This is a genomic window from Mucilaginibacter inviolabilis (genome assembly GCF_011089895.1).
Taxonomy (GTDB): domain Bacteria; phylum Bacteroidota; class Bacteroidia; order Sphingobacteriales; family Sphingobacteriaceae; genus Mucilaginibacter; species Mucilaginibacter inviolabilis.
This window is the reverse complement of record NZ_JAANAT010000001.1, coordinates 1,364,640-1,386,286: the sequence shown is the minus strand read 5'-3', so window position 1 is coordinate 1,386,286 and position 21,647 is coordinate 1,364,640. Positions and strand designations below refer to the sequence as shown.

Sequence of the window (21,647 nt, the reverse complement as noted above, 5' to 3'; positions counted from 1 at the left end):
CTAAACACTATCCCCAATTTAAACCATAATCTATCCGAATTAAAATATCGCCTCCGTGGGAGGTATCACCCTAAATATGCTTACCAATCATGATTATATAAAATAAACAAATTAAAATCCAACCACCTATGAAAAACAACAAATTACAAATCGCGGGACTGGCTATGCTCGCTGCTATTTTAGCCGGGAGCTGTAAAAAAGGCACACTGGAGGAAGTGAAGACTTCGAAAAGTAAGTCACTTGTTACAGCTGGCACTACATCGGCCAGTATTACATTTAACTGGGATAAAACCTACCAAACCATTGATGGTTTTGGCTGCTTCGGCGGACGAGTTACTCCCTTTTTTGAATCGGCCAAACGGGATACTATTATGGCGTACCTCTGGGGCAATCAGGGTTTACAGCTCAATATCATCCGCGGAGAGATCCTGTATACCTATCCTTTTGATAAATCCAGCGGAGTGGTAACTATAAAACCCAGCGGAGCAGATATTAACGTAGATGTAACCAGCAGCGCCTATACTTCCTTAACGGATGATCAGAAAGAACAGTTGGCGCAATTATGGATCATGAAAACGGTAAAGAGCAAGTACCAGGTGCCGGTAATGTTTGCCAGCGCGTGGACGCCGCCATTGGCCATGAAAACTAATCCGAACAGTGTAAACGCACAGTGGTTTAACGGGCTTAACTTCAACACCAGTTCTACCGATTTTGCAAGATATATAGCAGGCTTTGCAAAAGCTTTTCAAAGTGAAGGTGTTAATTTTTCTGCAGTATCGCCAACCAATGAGCCCGAGAATATTTTCTCATCCTGGGCTGCATCATATTGGGATGCGGCACATCTTGGTCAGTTTGTTTCCAATAATCTCCGCCCGGCATTAAATGAAAAGGGTCTCAATTCGGTTAAGATCATTGCTTCTGAAAACGCGGCCTGGGATACAGCCAATGGCTTTTTGTCGGGAATGGATAAAAGCAATGTCGATATTTTGGCCGGCCATGGTTATGTAGGAGTGGTAGATGCCATTCTTGGTAAAAAGGGTCTGAATCAAACCCCTTCAGCCTGGACCTTTAGTACTGGTGGTAAACCGGTATGGCTCACCGAAACATCTGATGCAGGTGTAGCTTATGACAATACCATGGGAGAGGGCTTGAAATTAGCCACCAGCATGCATAACTTCCTGACAACCTGTAATGTAAACGCCTTTGTATACTGGTTGGGCATGCTAGCCGGACAGGATAATGAGGCGTTGATCAATAAAAATAGTGATGGTTCATTGGATATTGCCAAAACTTATGATGTTATGGGGCAGTTTTCAAGATATGTACGCCCTGGCTATGTTCGTTTTGATGCCAACGTGCAGAATGATTCTTCATTGAAAGTATCAGCCTTTAAAGATCCTTCAAGCGGTAAGTTTAGTATTGTTGCGGTTAATACGGGTAATCAATCTGCCGTTTGTACCCTTCAATTACAAGGGTTTACCGCGGCTACGTTAAACTCATATCTCACTGCCGATAGCAATAACCATGCTCATTGGCTACAAGGCATTCCTGTAACTGCCAACCCCGACGGAAGCATCAGCGTTACGGTACCAGCTCTGAGTGTAACAACTTTCACTGGGGTTAAAGGTCAGTAGCTTTGCCGATTTGTTTTAAATAATTCAATTGATTATATTTACATATAACAACAGCCCGGGTCTCTTTTTTAAGAGGCCCGGGCTGTTTGGTTAAGGTCAAAATCAAGCCAAAAATTAACTTTTTTTATGTAGTTATTTGATGGTCAAATATTTAATACTTTTTAAAGTTTTAAAAACTGCTCAAAAGCGCGTTGAAATTTGTTAAAAAGTGTTAAAATGGGGTGTTTTAAAGTAATTTTCGAGCGTTTTTGATCTGATTTTGGGCAGAAAAATGTTAAAATTAAAGGTTTAAAAAGTTTTCAGAAGGGATTTGTATCTTAGGGTATTCCTTGGGATCATGAAATGAAACTCAATACTGGAAAAATAATTCTGGAATCGGAAAGGCTGCTCTTCCGGCTGCATACTCTTGATGACATGGACGATTTTTGCGCCATGGAGCAGGATCCTGAAGTACGGCGATATGTTGGCGGAAAACCCCGTACCCGGGTGGAAGCCGAAGACAGGTTTATTAATGGCCCCATGCAGCCCCATGATGGTTTCTGGGCTATGTGGGCTACCACATTAAAATCAAACAATCAATACGTTGGCAGGTGTGGTTTGTATCCGCACTATAATGAGGCGGGTGAAATCATAGAGGGTGATGCCTCCATGGGCCTTTACATAGCTCATCAACACTGGCGAAAAGGTTATGCCACCGAAGCGGGGCTTGCTTTGATTCGCTTTGGTTTTAATGATCATCACCTAAAACGGATTGTTACCACCATTGATATCGAAAATGCGGTATCTGTACATGTTATTGAAAAACTGGGCTTTACACTCGCCCAAACAGAGCATGGTGGCCATAGGTCATTTTATCATTATCTACTGGCTAACCCCGCTTATAGCTGATACGCTATATCTTTCTCTGGTATAGTAACCGTATAGCCATTCTGCTCCAGGTCGTTGGCCAGTAGTTGCATGCTTTCGGTTTCGCCATGTACCAGGAACACGTTTTTGAGCTTTGACTTATCCTGATGTTTTACATTCTCCATCAGGTCGTTATGATCGCCGTGGGCGCTCAGTACGTCGGTTTGTTTGATGGTAGCATAAACGGCCAGTTCACGGTCTTTGATGTGTACTATGGAGTCGCCACGCAGTAAACGGTGACCTAGAGTGCCTTTGGCACAATAGCCTATAAAAAGAATGGTACAGTAGTAATTCTGAATATTATAAAACAGGTGATCCTGGATACGGCCACCTTCCAGCATTCCCGCCGAAGAGATGATGATGCAGGGCTCGTAATAATTGGATATCTGGCGGCTATCCTTTAGATTCTCTACATAGGTAAGGTTTTCAAACTCAAATTCGTCGCCTTTATCCTTGTAAAAATCCTGGGCGTCCTGGTTCACCAGGCTGTGGTACTTCCTGAAAATGCCTGTGGCCATGGTAGCCATAGGGCTGTCGACAAACACCTTAACTGGTGGTAGCAAGCCTTCGCTGAAGATCTTGTTAAGCGAATAAACCAATGATTGGGTACGACCGATACTAAACGCGGGTATAATTAACCGTCCTTGTTCTTTAACACAGGCTTTATCAATAACCTCTATCAGGGTTTGTTCAACGGATTTATCTTTAGTGTGATAGCGGCCTCCATAGGTTGATTCCGTAACCAGGTAATCAACCGGAGGCAATTCCTGTGGATCATTTAATACCGGGTAGTTTTTGCGGCCTATATCACCGGTAAAGGCGATGGATTTTTCTTCGCCGTTTTCGGTAACACGCAGCACTGCGGATGCAGCACCCAGTAAATGCCCAACCGGTATAAAAGTGAGTTCAATATTGCCATTGATACGGAAGGGACGGTTAAAGCCGATGGTCACAAAACGGTCTACCGTATCCATCACGTGTTTTTGCAGGTAAAGTGGCTGTGGGCCTCCGCCGGTATTGAATTTGCCTTTACCACGCTTTCTATGGCCTTTGTTAGCCTTATTCATGAAGATACTAACCGAATCGAGTAGCAGGAGCTCGGTTAAGTCGGCAGTAGGTGGGGTGCATAGGATTTGCCCGTTAAAACCCATTCTGATGAGCGTGGGCAGATTGCCGGAATGATCGATATGCGCATGCGTTAGTATCACCACATCGATTTCTTCCGGGCGGAAAGGAAAGTTCTCGTTATCCTGTATGCTGCGGTCTTTCTCGTAATCTAACCCGCAATCCACTAAAATCTTATATCGGTCAACCTCCAGCAAATGCATGCTGCCGGTTACCTGACGGGCCGCCCCGTGTATGGTTAATTTCATTTTTTATGTTATGCGTTATACGTATGACGTTTTACGTTGTTCGGGGGGTAATATAAATAATTGAAAAAATTATTTCAGAAAGTTTAACGTATTACGTAAAACACCCAACGTAAAACGCCAACATTAGCCATTCTGCGCATCAAATTGTAACTGGTTCAAATAGCGGTAAAGACCCTGTTCATTGCTGATCAATTCCAGGTGGTTACCGCATTCAATGATCTCGCCCTTTTCCAGCACGATGATTTTATCAGCCTCGCGAATGGTCGACAAACGGTGTGCTATGATGATGGATGTACGATCTTTCATCAACTCTTCCAGGGCTTCCTGTACCAGGCGTTCTGATTCAGAGTCCAATGATGAAGTAGCCTCATCCAATATCAATATAGAAGGATTTTTAAGCAATGCCCGGGCTATAGCGATACGCTGGCGCTGACCACCAGACAGTTTAACTCCACGTTCGCCCACAACAGTTTCATAACCTTCGGGGAAGGAAGTAATGAACTGGTGCGCATTGGCGCGTTTAGCAGCTTGTATAATATCTTCTTTCGATGCACTCAACCGGCCATAGGCAATGTTCTCGGATATAGTTCCGCCAAAAAGCATTACATCCTGCGGTACAATAGCTACCTGGTTACGGATATCGGTAATGGAAAAATCTGAAGCTGGGCGACCATCAAACAGAATATTGCCATTTTGAGGATGATAGAATTGAAGGATAAGCGATGCCATGGTTGATTTACCAGAACCGCTTGGCCCAACAATAGCCACTTTTTGCCCTGCAGCTGCATCAAACGAAATGCCTTTTAAAACAGTAAGTTCAGACCGGGAAGGATAGGCGAACACCACCTTGTCAAAAGCCAGGTTGCCTTTGATTTTTTGATCTACCTGGTTGTTATTTTCAACCATATGTATGTCTTCGCCTTGTTCGGCCAGTATTTCCAACACACGCTCGCTTGCTCCAACAGCTTTTTGCAGATTAGCATACAGATCGGGGAAAGTACCCATGGCAGCGCCTACAAATATGGAGTACATGATAAAAGTAGTCAGATCGCCTACCAGTATCTCGTGATTACTCACCAGTACCGAACCGTACCATATCACACCCACAAAGGTCCCAAACAGGCAAAATACGATGAACGATGCAAATATGCCGCGGAATTTGGCGCCTTTTACAGCTATGTTCACTACCATGCGCAGAATTTTATCATAGCGGGTGGCTTCGTAGGCCTCGTTTACAAAAGCTTTAACATTGGCAATACCTTGCAGGGTTTCTTCGACAATGGTATTGGATTCGGCCAGCCTGTCCTGTGCCTGGCGGGATAGTTTGCGGATATATCTCCCAAAAAATACGGCGAAACCTACCAGGAAGGGAAGGATAGCCAATAAAGCCAGGGTTAATTTTATGGATACCACAGCCAGCAAAATAACGCTGCCTACCATGATTACCAGTTGCCTGATGATCTCGGCAAAAGTAGTAGTAAGGGTATCTTGTATCTGTGACAGATCGGCTGATATGCGACTGTTCAGCTCACCAACACGGCGGTTGGCAAAAAAGTTCATCGGCAAGGTGATCAGCTTAAAATAAGTGTCCCGACGGATATCTGCCAGCGATTTCTCGGCTACCTGAACAAACCAAACCACCCTGAAAAAGGAAACAAAGGCCTGCCCAAATAATAACAGAAAGCCAGCAATGGCAATAGCATTAAGGCTATGGGGTAAATAACTGTTGGGAAATTTGCCTTGTGCGGCATCTATCAATGCCCCTAATATTTTAGGAAAAGCAAGCCCAACCAAGCTGGATATAAACAAAAATATCAGTCCGGCTATAAATTTGCCCCGGTAAGGTTTAATGTAATTGAGCAGCTTACGGATGTTCTGTATGCTCTGCCTGTTTATTTTTGCTTTGGGTAATTCTGCTTCTGCTTTAGCGCCACTATTCAGCCGTCCTCTTGCCATGTATACGTTTATAGTTAAGATCGCAAAATTACACCTTAACTTTACTTTTTCTGCTTATCAGAAATAAAATTGACGCAATCATGAGAACAATGATCAAAATATAGATGCGCTGCATAGTGGCAGCTCGCTGATTATCTGCCTTTAATGTTGCATTTTGCTGCCTTAACTTGCTGATCAGATTGACATAATTCTGGTTAATAGTTTCGGCTTCTTTGGAGTGGCTCTGAATCTGCCGTTGCTGAAATGCTCTGTATTCCAGCAGGATCTTAAGCTCTTTATAAATGTTATCGTCGGTTTTAACAATATCCATCAAAATATCGTTCGACCGGCGGATATCGCCTTTAGTTTGAAAACCGAATATCCCGGTATGCTCATTGAGGCTTTGACCGTATTGCCCAAAGCGTACTTTACGGGCATCCAGCATACTGTTTATTTTTTTACGCTGCAACTGATAAGCTACGGAATCGGCACTTACCTGTGCGTCAGTTTGCGCGTATAAGTCATTAAATAAAAAGAGGATAATACCAATCAGTAAGAATTTTTTCATCTGTATAATTTGATTTTTAATGGAGATGAAGCTATCATGAGATGTTTATACATTTTGGTGTGAGCGATAGCTCATGATGGTTTCATGCTGCTACTGAAACTCAATGATTACCTTATCATTCAAATTTAAACCTAAAAGGCCACTGGCGTTACCTTTGTTAATTGCTATCTCCAAATGATCGCTTATACCAAAAAGACACAATTTTTCTCCAACAGGAACTTCGTTATAATGCCAGCTCAGATGATTGATAGTTTCGTTACGTTTAAAATTTAATACGAATTTACGACCCTGTTGTACGCTATTGAAAAACTCCTTGGTAATGTTGGTAATTACGTTCTGAAACGAATCGATATAGATCACTACACCTTTGATCAGGTTTTTTTCGATAACGGGCTGCAGGTTCATTTTATTTTCAATATCCTGTATAGGGATGCCTATCTCATTAAGCTTACCACCCTTAGCCAGATGACAGGCCGCTTTTACAAAAATATCTGCTAACGGAAAATGTAAGAACTTAAGATCCTGCATAATGTTTATTTCCACAATCTCCTCCGGAGTTTCTTTAAACATCAGCGAAAAAATGCCATTATCGGCACCCACGAAGTAATGATTTTTATACTTTACGGCCAGAAATTTGGTGTGGTCGTTATACACCGTATCAATACCAATGAGGTGTACGGTACCATCAGGAAAGTAATAAAAACTGTTTTTTAGTATAAAGGCCGCTTGCTGTACATCAAACGCGGCAACGTTATTGGTAATGTCAACAATATTCACTGTGGGCAACAATTTGTAGATGCTGCCCTTCAAAGCAGCCTGGTAAATATCTTTATCGCCCAAATCAGTAGTTAATGTTATTATTGCCATTAATTTTATAATATTTATTGCTAATCTTGTAGTAGCATTTGAAGCTACAAATATTCAATTTTTAATTCATAAAAATCCGTAACTAAAAATCAAATTAGTATTGAACGAGCTAAAGCTATCAATTGAAAATGTAAATCCGGCAGTATTGTGGGGGCCAAATAATGATCATTTTGAGATCATTAAGAAACAATATCCTAAGCTTAAAATAGTTGCGCGTGGCAGCGAAGTTAAAATTCTGGGTGATGATCACGAACTGAATATTTTTCAGGAAAAATTCGATCACCTGCTACAACACGTAGAGAAGTTCGAAAACCTGAATATTACCGACCTGGAGCGTATCCTGGGCTCAAAAAATACAAATGCACCATCAGCTGATCCCTCAGCAGATAAATTTGCCAGCGGCGAAGTAATTGTGTTTGGGCCAAACGGGGTTATGGTGAAGGCACGCACGGCCAACCAGCGCAAAATGGTTGATTGTATCAACAAAAGCGATATACTCTTTGCCATAGGGCCAGCGGGTACCGGTAAAACATACACCGCTGTTGCTTTAGCGGTAAGGGCGCTCAAGAACAAGGAGATCAAACGGATAATTTTAACCAGGCCGGCGGTTGAAGCAGGGGAGAATCTTGGATTTTTACCGGGCGACCTGAAAGAAAAGATAGATCCGTACCTGAGGCCTTTGTATGATGCGCTTGATGATATGATCCCTGCAGAAAAACTGAAGTTTTACCTGGAGAATCGCACCATTGAGATAGCTCCGCTGGCATTTATGCGCGGTCGTACATTGGATAATTGTTTTGTGATATTAGATGAGGCACAGAACGCTACTGATATGCAGCTCAAAATGTTTTTGACCCGTATGGGCCCATCGGCCAAGTTTATTGTTACCGGTGATGTTACCCAGATTGATTTACCCAAAAAACAGCAGTCAGGTTTGCATACCGCGTTGCGCATATTAACTGATATAAAAGGAATTGAAATTGTTTACCTGAGCGGCGAAGATGTGGTAAGGCACAAACTGGTACGTAAAATACTGGAAGCTTACGGGGATATACAATAGGGAAGGTTCATAGTTCATGGTTGATGGTTCATAGTATTCTTGCAAATCATCCATGAACTATAAACTATCAACCATGAACTAAAAAGAATGAACGCGATAAAAGAAACACATTTTAATTTACCAGGCCAAACTAACTACTACAAAGGCAAGGTACGTGATGTTTATACGATTGATAATAAATACCTGGCCATGGTGGTTACCGACCGCATCTCTGCTTTTGATGTGGTGCTGCCAGAAGCTATCCCTTATAAAGGACAAGTACTTAACCAAATAGCGGCCCGTTTTTTAGAGGCTACTGCTGATATTGTACCAAACTGGGTAATATCTGTACCAGATCCGAGCGTTACTATTGGTCGCATTTGTGAGCCTTTTAAGGTAGAAATGGTGATCCGTGGTTATTTAGCCGGTCATGCCTGGCGGGAATATAGTGCTGGTAAAAGACAAGTTTGCGGAGAAAGCTTACCCGAAGGTTTAAAAGAGAACGATATATTACCAGAGCCTATCATAACACCCACTACCAAGGCATCTGTTGGGCACGACGAGGATATATCAAAAGCCGAGATATTGAAACAAAATATTGTATCTGCTGATGATTACGCTAAATTGGAAGCTTACACCAAAGCTTTGTACAAACGCGGCACTCAAATAGCAGCCAAACAAGGCTTGATCCTGGTTGATACCAAGTATGAATTTGGTAAGGTTGGGGATCAGATATATCTGATTGATGAGATACATACTCCCGACTCATCAAGATACTTTTATAAAGAAGGTTATGAAGAGCGCCAGCAGAAAGGGGAGGCGCAAAAACAACTTTCGAAAGAGTTTGTAAGGAAATGGTTAATTGAAAACGGTTTCCAGGGTAAAGATGGCCAGGTAGTGCCGGTGATGACCCCGGAAATTGTACAGTCGATCTCCGAACGTTATATCGAGTTATATGAGCAAATTATCGGCGAAGTATTTGTAAAACCTGATAACGAGAGTGTACTCAACCGGGTTGAAAACAGCATCAAAGCCGCATTAACAAATTTGTAGTTTTTAATTACACGTAAAATTATCATATCTTAGCTTTCTAATTATTAATAAGAATGAAATTTACTGTCGATAAGCACGAGAAATATATCTTAGTGAAACTTAATGAGTCGAAATTGAACTCGTTGGTTACACCTCAATTAAAGTCTGAGTTGATATTGATCAATACTGAAGGTCAGCGAAATATAATTCTTGATCTTTCACAGGTAAAATTTGCAGATTCTTCTGGTTTAAGCAGTTTACTGGTAGGGCACCGTTTATGTAAAAATGCTACTGGGTTATTTATCCTGGCAGGTTTAAATGATGCAGTGGCCCGCTTAGTAACCATATCACAATTGGATAATGTACTGAACATTGTACCTACAGCCGAAGAAGGTATCGATCTTATTTTCATGGAAGAGATTGAAAAAGAGCTGAAAAAAGAAGCAAGATAGGCCTTATGGTTGTTTACCCTATATGAAATTTGAGGTAACAATACTGGGGAGTAGTTCCGCGACACCCATTTTTAACAGAAATCCTACAGCACAGGCGCTTAATATCAATGAGCGCCTGTATTTAATTGATTGCGGCGAAGGTACCCAGCAGCAAATGCTGCGTTTTGATGTTAAGGCGAGCCGTATCGATCATATATTCATCAGTCATCTTCATGGCGATCATTATTTGGGGCTGATAGGTTTATTATCGTCTATGCATCTTAATGGCCGTAAAAAAGCGCTTTATCTTTTTGGGCCGGCTCACTTGAAAGAGATTATAGACCTGCAGTTTAAATATTCGGAAACAACGCTACAGTTTCCGCTGGAGTTTACTGCTATCGATGCCCAAAATGCCGAAGTAATTGTCAATAATAGTGATGTTATCGTAGAAACAATTCCGCTTGATCATCGTATTGCCTGTACTGGCTTCCTTTTCAAAGAAAAGAAACGTTTGCGTAAGTTGATAAAGGAGAAACTGGAAAACCTGAATGTTCCGGTGGAGTATTACACCGCTTTAAAAAGAGGAAGTGATTATACATCAGCAAGTGGGGAGGTGTACAAAAATGATACTTTAACTATAGACTCCCAAATACCAAAATCATATGCCTATTGCTCAGATACAATTTATAACGAGCAGTATTTTGAACAGATCAGTAATGTTACGTTGCTTTATCACGAGGCTACGTTTTTAAATGATATGTTGGACAGGGCGAAAGATACGCATCATACCACAGCTTTGCAGGCAGGAGAGATAGCGCTAAAAACCCATGCCCGGAAATTGTTGATTGGCCATTTTTCGGCCAGGTATAAAACCCTGAATGAATTGCTCGATGAAGCCAGAAGTGTTTTTCCAGAGACCGAATTGGCTATTGAAGGAAAAACATTCGCTATAGAATAGAGCCAAGAGATTAGAGTCAAGAATCAAAACTGTCTATACCAAAAAAAGCAAACGAACATCGTTTGCTTTTTTTGTTTAGTGGGTTTACATGTAAACCCACTTTTTAACTTGAAAAATGACATATCTATTTGATTGTCAATTATTTATATCAATATAAACCGTAAAAAGTGTAAACCCATGTAAACCCACTTTTTGATGCATATTTTCCGTCTTGATTCTTGACGCTAATTTCTTGATTCTAAAGATCAGTCTTTTTTACCTCCAAAAACTGAGAAGCTTACATATCGTTTTGGATGCGCTTTCAGGTCGATGAACAGGTTATTCAGGTTATTTGATGCATCAGTAAGATTTTTGTACATCTTATCATCATTCATCAATAAGCCTAATGAACCTTGGCCATTATTGATTTTGGCAATAGTAGCCTGCAGATCTGCCATGGCTTTATTGGCATTGTCTAAAGTTTGTTTGATGTTTGCTGATGCGATATCATTACTCACCTTTTCAAAGTTAGCAGTCATGCCGTTCAGGTGAGATGTGCTCGTTTTCAGACTGCCGGATACTACTTCTGCATTAGTTAAAATACCATTGATGTGTCCTGATTGAGAAGCTACCAGATTATCTATTTTTTTAGTAGTACCCTCTAATGTTTGCAGCGAATTGGCAATACTCATAAAGCTCCGGTCAACATTTTTCTGAAAGTTAGGGTTCAGTATTTTATTGATAGCTGCCAATGATGAATCCATTTTTGATATCAGCATTTCGGCTTTTTTCTGGATGGGTTGTAAACTTTCGGCCAAACTTCCTTGTATATCGGCTTTCAGAGTGTCTTTATCTTCAGCAGCTACTTTACTGTTACCCAGTTCAAAAACAATAGCCTTACTGCCTAAAAGATCGGTACTTGATAGTTTAGCCAGGGTGTTATTGGGTATAACATAATCCGGATCAATCTTAAACTCTACAATAGTATGTCCATCGGGCTGTAATTTCATGCTTGATACACGTCCTATCTGAAACCCGTTAACCAATACCGGTTTTGCTAAAGCAAGGCCTTCCACGCTTCTGTAAACGGCATAATATTTATTGGAACCCGAAAAAACATCATTACCGCGCAAAAAGCTATATCCTAATATCAATATAGTAATGGCTATGGCTGTAAGGGCACCTATTTTTGTTTCGTTTGAAATTTTCATTAAGTAGTGGTTTTCGGGTTAAATTATTTTTTTGTTTTGAATTGTTGATGTTGCTTGATTTTATATAACAGGTAAAGCTAAACTATATTACTTTGAAACCTGCTCAACCTCATTTTTAAAATTTGTTAAAGCCCTTACAATCGAATTGACAATGGTATTTTGTCCATCCTCTGAATTTAAATAAGCCTCATCATCAGGATTATTAATATATCCTGTTTCTACCAAAACAGATGGCATAGAACTATGACACAATACATAAATGCTCTGATCTCTTATACCTTCACTTGGCCTTCCGTCTGTTTCAACAAACTCTTTATTAAGTAATGTTGCCAGATTTATACTTTGCTGCCTGAATTTTCTTTTATACTCGTTTGTTAAAATAATAGTTATGGGATCGTTGGGATCTAAAGCTCCTCCATCAAGCTCAGAGTCGCCTTCAACCTGGTTTTTTTTAATCTCATTTTCGGCCTCTCTTGTGCGTTTTAATGCATAAACCAATAGTAACACTCCTTTACCTGAACGATCGGGAACCAAACTTGTTTTATAAACCGGTTTATGATGTTTGGTACCTACTCTTCTGCTTACGCGTCTATCCGATAAAGAATTACAGTGTATCGAAATAAAAACGTCCCCTTTATTTTCATTGGCAATTTCGGCACGCCGTTCAAATGAAACATCATCTTCGGTGCTGCGGGTAAGCACCCCTTTTACACCCGGTATATCTTTTTCTACCGCTTTTTGCAATTTTAACGCAATCGCAAGCGTTACATTCCTTTCAGTAGAATATTCGCCTGATGCGCCATGTGAAAAGTGACCCACATTACTGGATGGTTTACCTCCGTGACCGGCATCAATAATAATAGTTTTGATCTTGAAACCAGTGTTATTTATAACTGTATCTTTTTTTATGGAACCATAAGATGTGACCGGAAAATATGAAAGGAATGCCAGCAATACCGATAAACTATAAATCAATCTTTTCAATGCCCTATTTTTCATTATTTTTGAACGCTGTTAACTTTATCTGCAAAAATACTATTCATAATCAATTTTGAAATTCACAACCTTCTTTTTTCTGCTTGCAATTATTTTAACGGTGAGTGTACTTTCTGCCGAAAGCAAAAATACGTATAAAGGCCATAGCAGCAAACCTGTTAGAGATACTATTATAAAACTTGATTCTGTTCGGGACAAGAAACTGCTTAGGATTAAGAAAACTAAACAAAATATAAGCACCCTTGGTGTTGAAAACACAGGTTTAAATAATAATTATAATATAGTTCCTGCTACCGATACGATTATAAAACGCGACACCATTAAAAACGGAAAAGCTGTTAAGGGCAAAAAAAATGGAGCCACTCCCGCGACAAAGAAAACAACTGCCCAAACTGATACCACACAAAAGAAAGGTGATATACAATCAGAAGTAAAGGCTGTGGCCGAAGATTCTACTCATGTAGATAACGAGCATAATATTTTGTATTTATACGGACGTGCGCGTGTTACTTATGAAGACTTTGAACTCGATGCTGATTTTATCCGTGTTGATCAGAAAAATCACATCATATTCGCTCGCGGAAGTATAGACCCTCGTACACACCGTTATATAGGCCGGCCAATATCGAAGCAAAAAACTGAGAAACCAGTATCTTCCGATTCGCTGTTGTTTAACTATGAAACTAAAAAGGGAAAACTATATAACCCGGCGTCAGAACAAGAGGGTAATTTTATATCCGGCGGACAGGCAAAAAAACTGAACGAAACTGAAGTGGCTTATCGCAATGTAATATTCAGTACTTGCGATCTCCCATACCCGGAAACCCACTTTGGAATCGTGATAACCCGGGGTATTGGTGAAAAAAATAGGATCATCTCAGGGCCTGCCTATCTTGAAATTGAAGGAATTCCTTTACCATTAGCTATTCCGTTTGGTTTTTTCCCGAAACCAAATCAACGAACATCAGGTGTTATACTACCCACTTTTGGCGAGGATCAACAGCTTGGGTTTAAACTCTCCAATTTTGGATACTACTTAGGTTTTAATGATTATATTGACCTTACTACTACAGCTACCGTATATTCAAAAGGATCATATGAGTTAAATAGCGTGATGCGTTATTTAAAAAGATATAAATATACTGGTAACCTTGCGTTAAGCTTTGGATCGCATAATTATGGCTTACCCGGTGATCCGGCTACAAAAGACGTTCATATTGACTGGACGCACTCCCAAGACCCTAACGCTAACCCCGGCTCTACCTTTAGCGCCTCGGTAAATGCCGGTACTTCGGGCTTTTTCAGAAATACCAGGGGAACGGTCAATGTAAATACTATAGCTACAAGCAGCTTACGCTCAAGTATATCTTATGGTAAAACATGGGCTGGTACACCATTCAATTTAAGTGTTGGTTTGTCGCATAGCCAGGATATCGCCAATAAAACCATTACTATAGAATTACCAACGGTGGCCTTTGGTATGTCGTCCATAAATCCATTTGATTCTAAAGATAGGGTAGGCGAGCAAAAATGGTATCAGAAAATTACAGTAAGCTATAACATGACGGCCACCAATAAGGTAAATAACATACCGGAGGCCGAGCTTTTTAAAAGTGAAACGCTTTCAAAACGTTTACAAAATGGTTTCCAGCATCAGATACCTGTGAGTTTAGGTCTTAATGTGTTGAAATACTTCCAGTTTAACAGCAGCATTAACTATACCGAGCGTTGGTATTTTCAAAGTATAACTAAAAGATTTGAACGCGGAAGTACCAGTAACTCCGATCAGTTGATCACAGATACTGTACCTGGTTTTAAACGCGCCGGAGAATATAGTGTCAGTACCGGCTTATCTACTAAATTGTACGGTCAGGTAAATTTTAAACATGGAAATCTGAAAGCGATCAGACACGTAATGACACCTTCTATAAGCTTTGGTTACCGCCCGGATTTTTCTGATCCAAGTTTTGGATATTATAAAACTGCGGTAAGTAATGCTACCATACCTTATCCATATGCCTCCCAGAAATATTCTATTTTTGATGGAGCTGTTTATGGAGGCCCTTCGCCAGGTAAGCAAGCCGGACTTAATTTTAGCGTAGATAATACGATTGAAGCCAAAGTAAAGGCAAAAAGTACAGATACATCGGGTACAGATCGTAAGATAACTATTTTGCAGGGTTTATCTTTTTCAACCTTCTACAATTTTGCCGCCGATTCTATGAAGCTTTCACCCATTACGTTTTCGGGGCATACCGCCATTTTTAATCAAAAGTTGAGCATTAGCTTTCAGGGGAGCTTTAACCCATATGTGACATCTATTCGGGATTCTATAGAAAACAACACTATCAAACGATACGCTGTTCCGATCAATCGTTATACCTGGCAAGATGGCAAGTTTCCTCAATTATCAAATATAGGTATATCTATGAGTGGTAGTTTAAATTCAACCAAAGCGGCGGCGCGCGGTACCCCGGGAGCGGTAAACGGTCTGGCTAACCTTACGCCAACCCAATCCCAGCGTTTGGCTTTGGTAAATAGCGACCCGAATGCTTACGTTGATTTTAATGTGCCCTGGAATATTAACTTTAATTACAGCTATAGCTATACTAATTCATTAAATACAGTCACAACGAGCAATACAGTACAGATAAGCGGGGATGTCAATGTTTCGCCTAAGTGGAAAGTGCAATATTCAACTAACTATGATATCAAAGCTGGGAAATTAGGGAGCGCAACTTCATTTTCGATTTATCGCGATCTGCATTGCTGGGATCTTTCCATTCAATGGATACCTTTTGGTTATTTGAAATCATATAATGTTACGCTGAAGGTAAAATCAACTATATTGCAGGATCTGAAACTGAGCAAGCGAAATGATTATACCAATAGTGGAACCTTTTACTAATTAAAATGCTGGCAGAAATTATAACCATAGGCGACGAAATACTTATAGGTCAAATTGTTGATACCAATTCGGCCTGGATGGCCACCGAGCTAAATCAAATTGGCATCCGTGTAAAACAAATATCCTCGATATCTGATGATCGTGAACATATCCTGAAAGCCCTGGCCGAGGCTACCAATCGAGTGGATATTGTTTTTATTACCGGAGGCTTGGGGCCAACCAAGGATGACATTACTAAAAAAACATTAGCAGAATATTTTGGTGTTGAACTGGTGGAAGATGCAGAAACCCTTGAACATGTAAAAGGTATTTTTGCCCGTTATAATCGCCCCTTACTTGAGGTGAATCGTTTACAGGCTTACGTACCAGCTAACTGCAAAGTGATCTTTAATCAAAATGGCACAGCGCCGGGCATGTGGTTTTATGAAAATAAAGTTACCTACATATCTATGCCGGGAGTACCTTTTGAGATGATGTACATGATGACAGAGCGGGTACTACCTCAAATTAAAGAACTGTTCAAGCTACCCGTTATCATTCATAAAACCATTTTGACTGCAGGAGAAGGAGAATCCTTTTTAGCCGAACGTATAGCCGATATTGAAGATAGTCTTCCCGCTCACATTAAACTAGCCTATTTGCCCAAGTTGGGCATGGTGCGTTTACGCTTAAGTGCGTTTGCTGATCAGGAAACAGATTTACAGGAGCAAGTAGATCAATTTGCCCAAAAGATAATTGAGCGTATAGGGGCTGCTTTTGTAATAGATGAGGATATTGCTCTTGAAAAAGCAATACTCAATAAAATGGAAGCTCAAGGACTTACTTTATCTGTTGCTGAAAGTTGTACAGGCGGTTATCTTTCACATTTGTTTACCCAGCATCCCGGATGTTCATCTGTATTTTTAGGCGGCGGTGTTACTTATGCTTATGAGCTAAAAGAAAGTATTTTAGGCGTAAAACAAGAAACGTTGGACAATTTTGGTGCTGTAAGTGAGCAAACCGTAAAAGAAATGGTAGAAGGCGCTTTAAAGAATTTCAAATCGGATTTTGCTATAGCTATAACTGGTATTGCAGGTCCAGACGGAGGTACTGATACTAAACCTGTTGGTACTGTGTGGATTGCGGTTGCAGGCAATCAAAAAATGTTAATAAAGAAATACACATTCGGTAATAAACGCCGTCAAAACATTGAAAGGAGTGCTGTAACGGCGTTAACAATGTTGAATACTTTACTCACATAAATTGTAAAGTACTGATCGAAATTCCTAATTTTGGGAGAGAAACTATAATTTTAGAATGGCCAAATACCAACTATTATTGCCAAAAATGGGTGAGAGTGTTGCAGAAGCAACTATAATTAAATGGACAAAAAATCCAGGTGATCATATAGATGCTGATGAAGCAGTAATGGAAATAGCAACGGATAAAGTTGATTCGGATGTTCCATCACCGGTAGCTGGTAAACTTATTGAACAACTCTACAAAGAGAATGATGTTGTTCAGGTGGGATCTGTGATCGCCATCATTGAAACCAATGAACCTGCTTCAAATGAAACTGAAAAAACAACAGCTGTACAACCTGTAGAAGAACAAAAAGCTACAGAAGAAGCGGCTCCTGCACAAACTGCCAGCCACATTACAGAAACGGTACAAAATGAGCAGCCCGCGGTTTTAGCTGAATCTCTGGCTATACCAGGTTTGGATCAATTGGAGAAAAAGAATATTGCTACCGATGCCCCTTCATTTAAAAGTGAAGGACGTTTTTATTCGCCATTAGTAAAAAATATTGCCAGTCAGGAAGGTATCAGTACCGATGAACTGGACAAGATACCGGGAAGCGGCTCTGACGGGCGTTTAACCAAAGATGACCTTTTAAACTATCTGCAACATAAACAGAAATCATCTGCTACTCAAAAAGCAGAAGAACCATTGAAGCAACAAGCTCCGGTAACATTTAGCGCTCCTGTGGCACCGCCGGTTGTCGCAAATACTTATACGCCTCCTCCGGTTGCCACTCCAGTTGCAGAACCAGCTAAAACAGAAGAGGCACCAAAGCCTGTTGCTTCGGTATCCGGCGCGGATGAAGTTATTGAAATGGACAGAATGCGCCGTTTAATTGCCGATCATATGGTGATGAGTAAACATACTTCGCCGCATGTTACTTCATTTGTGGAGGCCGATGTAACCAACCTGGTGTTATGGCGCGATAAGGTTAAGAGTAGCTTTGAAAAACGTGAAGGTGAAAAGATAACCTTTACACCTATATTTATCGAGGCTGTTGTAAAAGCTATCAAAGATTTCCCGATGATCAATATTACCGTAAATGGTACACAGATCATCAAAAAAGCGGCTATTAACATCAGCATGGCTACTGCTTTACCAAGTGGCAATTTGATAGTACCGGTGATTAAAAAGGCTGATGAGTTAAACTTGTTGGGCATTACCAAAGCGGTAAATGATCTGGCTAACAGAGCTCGTATCGGCAAATTGCAGCCTGATGATGTAAAGGATGGTACATTTACTATTACTAACGTTGGCTCATTTGGTAATGTAATGGGTACGCCTATTATTAATCAGCCACAGGTAGCTATTTTAGCTGTTGGCGCTATCAGGAAAAAACCTGCTGTAATCGAAACAAAAGAAGGTGATATGATCGCTATCCGTCATATGATGTTCCTGTCATTATCCTACGATCACCGTGTGGTTGATGGGGCCCTGGGCGGATCATTTGTACGCCGTGTTGCTGATTATCTGGAGCAATGGGATCCAAACAGAACGATATAATTTAATTGATATACATACAACAAAAAAGCCAGGCAATACCTGGCTTTTTTGTTGTATTCCAAAACTGGATTTGTTTTGATTGTATATTACTTCACTAATTCAAAACCCCACTCTTTCCCTTTGTCAACAGCAGGTACCCCTTTAGCCATCCAAACAGGCAGAGGTGCGCCTTTTAAAAAATGGTCAAAAAATTGCTGCTCACGTATGGTGATGTCCTTACGGTTTTGTCTTAAAACCAGGTTATGTGCTTCGCCATTGTATTGTAAAAGCCAAACAGGTTTCCCCAGGCGACGCAAGGCGGTAAACATTTCTATACCCTGATACCATGGCACGGCGCCATCGGCATCATTACTCATGATCATTACAGGCGTTTGCACTTTAGGGAGCTGAAATAAGGGTGAATTTTCTATGTACAGCTCAGGTTTTTCCCACAAAGTGGCACCAATACGGCTTTGTGTTCTTTCATACTGAAATTGCCTGTTTACACCCGATTCCCAACGTATACCACCATAAGCCGATGTCATGTTGGCTACAGGTGCGCCGGCCCAGGCAGCGGCATACATATTAGTTTGTGTGATGAGATAAGCCACCTGATAGCCTCCCCAGCTTTGTCCCTGGATGCCAATATGGGCCGCATCAACCCACGTGTTCTTTTTAAGCGCTTCTACACCCGAATTAATATATTCAACCGCTGATGCACCCGGATGCCCGGTTTGATAGCTGATATCGGGCGCAAAAACCAAATATCCATTGCTCACAAAGTACGAGATTGGTAATCGCGATGGAGTAGGGGCTGGAGCTATATAGTTATAAAGCCCTTCTGATAGTTTCTCATAAAAATATACGATCATTGGATATTTTTTATTGGGATCAAAATCTTCAGGTTTGTACAAAATACCTTCCGAATGATATCCTTTGGGAGTTGTCCAATGTACTAGTGATACGGTGCCCCAATTATAATTGGCCTGTTGTGGATTGATATCACTTAGTTTGGTTTCTTTTTTCAGATCTGACGATACATATAAATCAGGAGGCAGTTCATAGCTGGCTTTGGTATAGATGTAGGTATTGGCGTTTTTTGCTTTTAACAGATCGCCATAACTCATCGGGATCATCGTAGCCTTTTCCGGAACAGAATTGCTCTCCGGATATTTAGTATAATAGCCCCATTGTTTATTAGTCTCGTTTTGGGTTTGCAGCCACATTTGCTGTTTTAACGGAATAAACTTCTGTTCCGGATCGGTAGCATCATAGCGGATAATGAATTTATTCTTGCGGCCAATACCATTGGTAAAGTTAGTAACAGCACCTGTAGCGGGGTCGATTTTCCAGATATCATATCGATCATATATTAAAACAGCTTTATCGCCCTGTAACCAACCAGCAAGACCATAATCCGACGCGTAATCAGGAACATCATTTAGTTCGTCGCTCATTTTTGTTCCAGTAGTAGCTGTAAGGTTATTTTTTTGTCCATTGGCAATGGTATAGCAGAACCAGTTTTGTTGCTCCAGATCAAACCATATCACATATTTGCCATCAGGGGATATCCGGTATCGTGCTCTGGCGCTCGCGTTAATAAGGCGTTTATTGCCGCTTTTGGTATCAATCAAAATAGCTTGTTGTTTAGTGCCGCCTTGCCATTGGGCTTGTATGCGAGCCCCGGTATCAGTTACTCCCAAAACATAACGGGCGTCTTTATTTTCGGCAACCAGTATTTCCTGTACTGCCTTACTGCCTAATTGTAATGGTCTAGGCTCTGCCTCATTTGGTTTTATAACAGCCAGGTAGCTACGTTTTAATTCTGTTTGCAGGTTTTTTAACTGTTGGGGCTGCAGATAATCGTCCTTATAATTCCAGATATCCAGTTTAGCCACTTCAAAATCAACAATAGTAGTATCAGCGGGTTTGGGGATAGGGGCGGTACCAAAAAACAGGTTACTGCCACTTTTGCTAAAGTAAACCTTACCATCACCACTTACAGCCCAATGTTCTGAAAGGCCTTTTGATCCAGCTTCGGCTATAATTACCGCACTATCACGACTGTTTGTATAATAATACAGTTTAAAGGGTTTAACTAATGCCTTTTCAGGATTTTTTTCGGCGGTAAAGGCCAGCTGTTTACCTTCATCGTCGATTGTGATATTGCGGTAATTGCCGCGACCGGTACTTATGACCTTAAGCACATTTTTATCAATATCATAAACATACATGCCCGATTTGACATCTTTCTGTTTTGCAGGCGCGGTAACCGCAAACGCCAATAGCTTTCCATTTTTGCTTAATTGATAATCGGTAGCATATTTGAATGTACGTGTTATGGTGGTACCTAATTTGTTTACGGTTAAATTTGAACCTTCATGTGTAGAAGGAGCAATTGTTGCGCTTACAGCTTTTTTTGAGGTGTCGTTAGGGAGCGGTTTTTTTATCGTATCAGCAGCGGCCAGGTAGGCTACTACCGGTGCATTTGCCGAAAGCTTAAACGACCGAATAGCAGGCACCTTGGTAATAGATTGGGAACCCAAGGTAATAATGCCCAGTGTATCTTTTGGAAACTCCGCCTGTTTTTTCTTTTTGATTTTAGCCTCGCGGATGGCTTTATAAAATGGCCTGATCAGGAAAGTGACAAACCTGGAATCGTTAATGAAGCTGGCCGTATCAGCACGGGGTATCCTTATTTTAGTGGAATTAGCTGTATTGGTGATCACCAGCTCAGCATCTCCTTGCTGTGGTTTTATTACGTAAAATATCCATTTGCCATTGTTACTGATGTGCTGGTTGCTGATGCTTTGCCATCCATCAAAAACGGTATTGTCTAAAGGTTTTTTTTCTGTCTTTTGAGCAGATACATTAAGAAAAATAAAGATCGAAAATAACAGGAGTAAGGTTTTGCGCATAAGAAACTTAATTAAGAGTTAAATATGCTAAAAACAGGACATTTATTAAAATTTAGTCACAGGAAAATTACTGTTCTTTAAATCCATGGGGGCATTTAAAGCATGTTGTAAGCATAATGCCTGAACAGA

The 21,647-nt window shown here is 40.7% G+C and carries 16 protein-coding genes; 9 read left to right on the top strand and 7 right to left on the bottom strand.

Annotated features, from left to right (window positions below; genetic code table 11):
- Nucleotides 1-128: 128 nt before the first annotated feature.
- Entirely contained in the window at nt 129-1,634 is a 1,506-nt protein-coding gene (locus G7092_RS05440) for a glycoside hydrolase (RefSeq protein WP_166086976.1), read from the top strand.
- Nucleotides 1,635-1,976: 342 nt separating this feature from the next.
- Nucleotides 1,977-2,522 carry a GNAT family N-acetyltransferase gene (locus G7092_RS05435; protein WP_166086973.1) on the top strand — a complete coding sequence of 182 codons (546 nt, stop codon included), beginning with the start codon at nt 1,977-1,979 and terminating at the stop codon, nt 2,520-2,522.
- Here the strand turns inward: G7092_RS05435 and G7092_RS05430 are convergent.
- The 4 genes from G7092_RS05430 to G7092_RS05415 form a co-directional block, all read right to left on the bottom strand.
- Nucleotides 2,513-3,913 carry an MBL fold metallo-hydrolase gene (locus tag G7092_RS05430; RefSeq protein ID WP_166086971.1) on the bottom strand — a complete coding sequence of 467 codons (1,401 nt, stop codon included), beginning with the start codon at nt 3,911-3,913 and terminating at the stop codon, nt 2,513-2,515. The genes G7092_RS05435 and G7092_RS05430 overlap by 10 nt on opposite strands.
- Before the next feature lie 123 nt (nt 3,914-4,036).
- On the bottom strand, nt 4,037-5,869 hold the full coding sequence (locus tag G7092_RS05425) for an ABC transporter ATP-binding protein (RefSeq protein ID WP_166086969.1): 1,833 nt from the start codon (nt 5,867-5,869) through the stop codon (nt 4,037-4,039).
- Between the two features lie 28 nt (nt 5,870-5,897).
- Nucleotides 5,898-6,416, bottom strand: coding sequence for a hypothetical protein (locus tag G7092_RS05420; RefSeq protein WP_235953782.1), 519 nt, complete (start codon nt 6,414-6,416; stop codon nt 5,898-5,900).
- Between the two features lie 90 nt (nt 6,417-6,506).
- Nucleotides 6,507-7,283: an SAM hydrolase/SAM-dependent halogenase family protein gene (locus tag G7092_RS05415; RefSeq protein ID WP_166086966.1), complete on the bottom strand. Its 777-nt coding sequence runs from the start codon at nt 7,281-7,283 to the stop codon at nt 6,507-6,509.
- Between the two features lie 100 nt (nt 7,284-7,383).
- Here G7092_RS05415 and G7092_RS05410 point away from each other — a divergent pair, with 100 nt between their 5' ends.
- From G7092_RS05410 to G7092_RS05395, 4 genes are all read left to right on the top strand, one after another.
- Complete coding sequence (locus tag G7092_RS05410) at nt 7,384-8,343, top strand: PhoH family protein (protein ID WP_166086964.1); 960 nt, start codon at nt 7,384-7,386, stop codon at nt 8,341-8,343.
- Between the two features lie 87 nt (nt 8,344-8,430).
- Nucleotides 8,431-9,375, top strand: coding sequence for a phosphoribosylaminoimidazolesuccinocarboxamide synthase (locus tag G7092_RS05405; protein WP_166086962.1), 945 nt, complete (start codon nt 8,431-8,433; stop codon nt 9,373-9,375).
- A gap of 53 nt (nt 9,376-9,428) precedes the next feature.
- Nucleotides 9,429-9,806, top strand: a complete 378-nt coding sequence (locus G7092_RS05400; RefSeq protein ID WP_076378832.1) for an STAS domain-containing protein — start codon at nt 9,429-9,431, stop codon at nt 9,804-9,806.
- Between the two features lie 22 nt (nt 9,807-9,828).
- On the top strand, nt 9,829-10,743 hold the full coding sequence (locus G7092_RS05395; protein ID WP_166086960.1) for a ribonuclease Z: 915 nt from the start codon (nt 9,829-9,831) through the stop codon (nt 10,741-10,743).
- 245 nt (nt 10,744-10,988) lie between these two features.
- On the opposite strand, the gene G7092_RS05390 is transcribed toward G7092_RS05395, so the two are convergent.
- Both G7092_RS05390 and G7092_RS05385 read right to left on the bottom strand, forming a co-directional pair.
- Nucleotides 10,989-11,933 (bottom strand): MlaD family protein, encoded by a 945-nt coding sequence (locus G7092_RS05390; RefSeq protein WP_166086958.1) that lies wholly within the window; start codon nt 11,931-11,933, stop codon nt 10,989-10,991.
- An 87-nt stretch (nt 11,934-12,020) separates the two neighbouring features.
- On the bottom strand, nt 12,021-12,932 hold the full coding sequence (locus tag G7092_RS05385; RefSeq protein WP_166086956.1) for an N-acetylmuramoyl-L-alanine amidase family protein: 912 nt from the start codon (nt 12,930-12,932) through the stop codon (nt 12,021-12,023).
- Between the two features lie 52 nt (nt 12,933-12,984).
- Between G7092_RS05385 and G7092_RS05380 the strand changes: the two genes are divergently transcribed.
- From G7092_RS05380 to G7092_RS05370, 3 genes are read left to right on the top strand one after another with little or no spacing between them, the layout of a single operon-like run.
- A complete protein-coding gene (locus G7092_RS05380; RefSeq protein WP_166086954.1) occupies nt 12,985-15,837 on the top strand; it encodes a putative LPS assembly protein LptD in 2,853 nt (950 codons plus the stop codon).
- A gap of 5 nt (nt 15,838-15,842) precedes the next feature.
- Nucleotides 15,843-17,078, top strand: coding sequence for a competence/damage-inducible protein A (locus G7092_RS05375; RefSeq protein WP_166086952.1), 1,236 nt, complete (start codon nt 15,843-15,845; stop codon nt 17,076-17,078).
- 55 nt (nt 17,079-17,133) lie between these two features.
- Nucleotides 17,134-18,621 carry a dihydrolipoamide acetyltransferase family protein gene (locus G7092_RS05370; RefSeq protein ID WP_166086950.1) on the top strand — a complete coding sequence of 496 codons (1,488 nt, stop codon included), beginning with the start codon at nt 17,134-17,136 and terminating at the stop codon, nt 18,619-18,621.
- Nucleotides 18,622-18,707: 86 nt separating this feature from the next.
- On the opposite strand, the gene G7092_RS05365 is transcribed toward G7092_RS05370, so the two are convergent.
- Nucleotides 18,708-21,518: a S9 family peptidase gene (locus tag G7092_RS05365; protein ID WP_166086946.1), complete on the bottom strand. Its 2,811-nt coding sequence runs from the start codon at nt 21,516-21,518 to the stop codon at nt 18,708-18,710.
- Nucleotides 21,519-21,647 lie beyond the last annotated feature (129 nt).

What these genes read in the sequence shown, in the direction of transcription:
- G7092_RS05440 (WP_166086976.1), top strand. Translation starts at nt 129, where the DNA reads ATGAAAAACAACAAATTACAAATCGCGGGACTGGCTATGCTCGCTGCT.
- G7092_RS05435 (WP_166086973.1), top strand. Translation starts at nt 1,977, where the DNA reads ATGAAACTCAATACTGGAAAAATAATTCTGGAATCGGAAAGGCTGCTC.
- G7092_RS05430 (WP_166086971.1), bottom strand. Translation starts at nt 3,913, where the DNA reads ATGAAATTAACCATACACGGGGCGGCCCGTCAGGTAACCGGCAGCATG.
- G7092_RS05425 (WP_166086969.1), bottom strand. Translation starts at nt 5,869, where the DNA reads ATGGCAAGAGGACGGCTGAATAGTGGCGCTAAAGCAGAAGCAGAATTA.
- G7092_RS05420 (WP_235953782.1), bottom strand. Translation starts at nt 6,416, where the DNA reads ATGAAAAAATTCTTACTGATTGGTATTATCCTCTTTTTATTTAATGAC.
- G7092_RS05415 (WP_166086966.1), bottom strand. Translation starts at nt 7,283, where the DNA reads ATGGCAATAATAACATTAACTACTGATTTGGGCGATAAAGATATTTAC.
- G7092_RS05405 (WP_166086962.1), top strand. Translation starts at nt 8,431, where the DNA reads ATGAACGCGATAAAAGAAACACATTTTAATTTACCAGGCCAAACTAAC.
- G7092_RS05400 (WP_076378832.1), top strand. Translation starts at nt 9,429, where the DNA reads ATGAAATTTACTGTCGATAAGCACGAGAAATATATCTTAGTGAAACTT.
- G7092_RS05395 (WP_166086960.1), top strand. Translation starts at nt 9,829, where the DNA reads ATGAAATTTGAGGTAACAATACTGGGGAGTAGTTCCGCGACACCCATT.
- G7092_RS05390 (WP_166086958.1), bottom strand. Translation starts at nt 11,933, where the DNA reads ATGAAAATTTCAAACGAAACAAAAATAGGTGCCCTTACAGCCATAGCC.
- G7092_RS05385 (WP_166086956.1), bottom strand. Translation starts at nt 12,932, where the DNA reads ATGAAAAATAGGGCATTGAAAAGATTGATTTATAGTTTATCGGTATTG.
- G7092_RS05375 (WP_166086952.1), top strand. Translation starts at nt 15,843, where the DNA reads ATGCTGGCAGAAATTATAACCATAGGCGACGAAATACTTATAGGTCAA.
- G7092_RS05370 (WP_166086950.1), top strand. Translation starts at nt 17,134, where the DNA reads ATGGCCAAATACCAACTATTATTGCCAAAAATGGGTGAGAGTGTTGCA.
- G7092_RS05365 (WP_166086946.1), bottom strand. Translation starts at nt 21,518, where the DNA reads ATGCGCAAAACCTTACTCCTGTTATTTTCGATCTTTATTTTTCTTAAT.